The organism is Segatella maculosa OT 289 (assembly GCF_000243015.1).
GTDB lineage: Bacteria > Bacteroidota > Bacteroidia > Bacteroidales > Bacteroidaceae > Prevotella > Prevotella maculosa.
Map to the genome: position 1 here is coordinate 1 of NZ_JH594518.1, position 2,818 is coordinate 2,818.

The 2,818-nt window shown below is 48.7% G+C and carries 5 protein-coding genes; 2 read left to right on the forward strand and 3 right to left on the reverse strand.

All coding sequences use genetic code 11. From position 1 onward, the window contains the following. Positions 1-765 precede the first annotated feature (765 nt). Both HMPREF9944_RS12445 and HMPREF9944_RS12450 read left to right on the forward strand, forming a co-directional pair. Positions 766-981, forward strand: a complete 216-nt coding sequence (locus HMPREF9944_RS12445) for a hypothetical protein (RefSeq protein ID WP_008565493.1) — start codon at positions 766-768, stop codon at positions 979-981. Positions 982-992: 11 nt separating this feature from the next. Next, positions 993-1,250 carry a hypothetical protein gene (locus HMPREF9944_RS12450; RefSeq protein WP_008565494.1) on the forward strand — a complete coding sequence of 86 codons (258 nt, stop codon included), beginning with the start codon at positions 993-995 and terminating at the stop codon, positions 1,248-1,250. 127 nt (positions 1,251-1,377) lie between these two features. Here HMPREF9944_RS12450 and HMPREF9944_RS12455 read toward each other — a convergent pair whose 3' ends face one another. From HMPREF9944_RS12455 to HMPREF9944_RS12465, 3 genes are read right to left on the reverse strand one after another with little or no spacing between them, the layout of a single operon-like run. Next, positions 1,378-2,052 (reverse strand): hypothetical protein, encoded by a 675-nt coding sequence (locus HMPREF9944_RS12455; RefSeq protein WP_008566716.1) that lies wholly within the window; start codon positions 2,050-2,052, stop codon positions 1,378-1,380. Continuing rightward, a complete protein-coding gene (locus HMPREF9944_RS12460) occupies positions 2,049-2,306 on the reverse strand; it encodes a DUF3408 domain-containing protein (protein ID WP_004351993.1) in 258 nt (85 codons plus the stop codon). The genes HMPREF9944_RS12455 and HMPREF9944_RS12460 overlap by 4 nt, the downstream gene beginning before the upstream one ends. Before the next feature lie 12 nt (positions 2,307-2,318). Then, the gene (locus HMPREF9944_RS12465; RefSeq protein ID WP_008566718.1) at positions 2,319-2,771 is read right to left on the reverse strand and encodes a DUF3408 domain-containing protein; all 453 of its coding nucleotides are present in this window, start codon (positions 2,769-2,771) and stop codon (positions 2,319-2,321) included. Positions 2,772-2,818: the final 47 nt, after the last annotated feature.

Consider the following 2,818-nt stretch of genomic DNA (forward strand, 5'->3'; position numbering starts at 1 on the left):
GTCTGTCGAAAGAGTTTCGGCAAATCTGCTTCCTGCCACATTTCTGTGTATTGGTCATACTTTCTAAGGTACGGATTCCGGCAAGACAATTTTTCAGATTTTTCTTTTTCGATGTTTTTCCTTTTCTTGGAAGCAGTTGTAAAAGCCGCATTGTTTGTCGTCGAAGAAGTCGGAGCTATTCAGGTGGTGATAAATCCCTCACCCGTCTACCTCCGACACCTCCGACTTGTCTGACAAAGCCGTAGGAAAAGTACACGCCTGCCCATCGCAGCAAGCCCGAAAGGCAGACTTCGTACCTTTCCTCTTCCGTCTTTGTCTTCTATAGGTGGCTTTTACATGCCCGCTTCATTACGCTTTTTACTATCTGATTGTATGGCATGCTATCAGATTTTTGATTTCATCCGAATCTGTCTCTTTTCCGTTTACCTCCATTTGGAGCGGTCTTCACCGTATCGCATCCGCTGGTCGTCCCCGTTCAGGCGCAAAGGTAATTCCGGGATGCTACGCTGCTGCAAGGTCGGTGCCTTCGGTTTTGGAGAAAATCTCCACGCCTGCGCTCCACTGCGTTTTACTTCGGGTAGTATTTTCCCTCAAAAACCTTGCATTCGCTCATCCCTACCTTTGTGAGGCACCTGAAACGAAAACGACCGATGCGACAGGAAGACACATTAAAAAAAATGTCGGATAAACGAGAGACGGATAAGCAGTGAAACTCAACTCCCTCAAGCTCTTGGATCCGCATTAAACATTAAAAACTCGAATAAAATGGAAAAGTCAATCAACATTCACCGAGCCTTGCGCGCAACCCTTCGCCTGCTGCTCACAAACGTTATAAACATCGCCTTTGGAGCGGTCGGTGTGGTTGTCGGTTTGCTTGCGGAAGTCATCGCAGGTGTGCTCCGCATCTTTTGGGCAATAGTCCTCTACGTGCTTACCCTCGTAAGTCTTTTCGCCCTTATTCTTTGGATATTCACCCTATAACATAATTCAAGATGAAAACAAGACACAGCAAGACACCCAGCCAGCAATGCCGATACTACGAAGTGGACAATATCTTCGAGTATATGTATGAAATCTACATCAATGGCAATCATTCGCAACTGAAAACATTGTACAAGGAGTTGCGCAGAGAAGCAAGAAAAGAGTTTATCGCATTCTGCTTTGAAATGGTCAGTCCCCAACACAGAATGCAAAAGAAATGGTTTTTACTTGTTGTTCATAAAGCGTTGTTTGGTGACGGGCGCGCATGAAAAACGGCCATGCGCCGCCCGTCGGGGTTGGATTGAATTGTCTTACTTAACTTTCTTGTGGATATAGTGGCAGCAGGTGCACCTTATCCGTAGTCTTTTTCTTTCATTGTCGTTTCTTGTTAACGGGTTATACAAAATCGCGGATATCGAAGTCTTCGATGCGCGCGGGCAGGACGAGCGGTTTTGCCTCTGCGGCACGGGCGGTATAGAGGTCGATGACCTCATTCACCCTGTCGGAGAGGCCGGCGAAGCTATCGGTGATCTTTTGAAAGAGTTCCGTCTCGGCGATGTCCTTGAAGGTCTTGCCGGCGTGGAGCTTTTCTTCTTCGTCCGCCTCGGGCTTTCTCACGGATTTCACCGCCCTGTCGATGTCCTCGAAGCTCGTGCCCCTTGCCGCGGGCATGTCGGGCTCTCCGTCCTCGCCTGCAACATCATTTATCCTGATGTCGGTAAAGGTCTCGTCGAGGCGGTCGGCGGGGACTTGCCGGGAAGACTTCTCGTCCGTTTCGTCGGCAAAGGTAGTGTCTTCGATGTCTACCGCCTCCGTTTTTTCCTGCGTGGCAGCTTGTGGCGCCGTAGTGGCAGCGAGTGGCGTCGTCCTTTCCTGTTGTGCGGGTACAGAGGCCTCTATTTTGAAATGGCTCTTACCCACAACATCAGCAGTCTCGTCCTGCGCTTCGGGCTTCTTTTTGGTTTCTTCCTGTGAAGCCATTTGCCTTTTAACGACGGACGGCCTGCTCAAAAGGTGATAGGCCAGCCAAGCGTTGTATGCCAGCAGGGCAATGATGAGAAAGGTCGTCATAGCTCCATGTTCTTAAGCAGGGCTTCCTCATAGAGGGCTTTGAGTTCTTCGCCGTGTGTTCTGAAATGTTCTTCGAGCATGTTGCACAGCAAATCCGAGATGTTAACCCTGTTGCTGCATATAAGCTGTACGATTTTGAGCATTTTCTCATGATAGACGACCGGAATGTACACCTGTTTGCCGTCTCTTGCCGTGTAATGCGTCTTCTTCAAGAATGTTTCCCTGTAAAGGGAGAGGTTGTCTTTCTTTTCCATTGTCTTTTGTTTTTAGAATATTGAACTGTTGTTTTCATATAACTTTTTGATTTCTTCGCCGAAATGCTCGAAGTGGTAGGTCAGCACATTGTCTATATAGCTGAACAGAGACACCTCGTCCTTGGCGATGATGCGCAGGATACGCTGTATCCGTTCGTGGTACTCCTTGCGGATGTACACGGTCTTACCGATACGGGCAGGGATGTCCACTTCCTTGTGAAAGGCGGCAAGGTATTCCTGCTCCCTGTCTTTAGACCGTCTGCGGCGTGCCGGCATTCCCTCCGTCTTCTGTTCTTCTTCCTTGCCCGCTTCTTTTCCCATAGGCGACTCATCTTCCGACTCTTCCTGCTTTTCACTTTCCACTCCGTTCGTCCTTGCTTCGGGTGGGATGCTCATGTCGTCCCGACGGAACGAGTTGATGATGAAATTGCTGTCGATGTCTTCCACTCTTGTCTTCTTTGCCATTGTCTTTATCTTTTGAGGTTTATAATGTCGAGTATTTCGTCTGCGAG

What these genes read in the sequence shown, in the direction of transcription:
- HMPREF9944_RS12450 (WP_008565494.1), top strand. Translation starts at nt 993, where the DNA reads ATGAAAACAAGACACAGCAAGACACCCAGCCAGCAATGCCGATACTAC.
- HMPREF9944_RS12455 (WP_008566716.1), bottom strand. Translation starts at nt 2,052, where the DNA reads ATGACGACCTTTCTCATCATTGCCCTGCTGGCATACAACGCTTGGCTG.
- HMPREF9944_RS12465 (WP_008566718.1), bottom strand. Translation starts at nt 2,771, where the DNA reads ATGGCAAAGAAGACAAGAGTGGAAGACATCGACAGCAATTTCATCATC.
- HMPREF9944_RS12445 (WP_008565493.1), top strand. Translation starts at nt 766, where the DNA reads ATGGAAAAGTCAATCAACATTCACCGAGCCTTGCGCGCAACCCTTCGC.
- HMPREF9944_RS12460 (WP_004351993.1), bottom strand. Translation starts at nt 2,306, where the DNA reads ATGGAAAAGAAAGACAACCTCTCCCTTTACAGGGAAACATTCTTGAAG.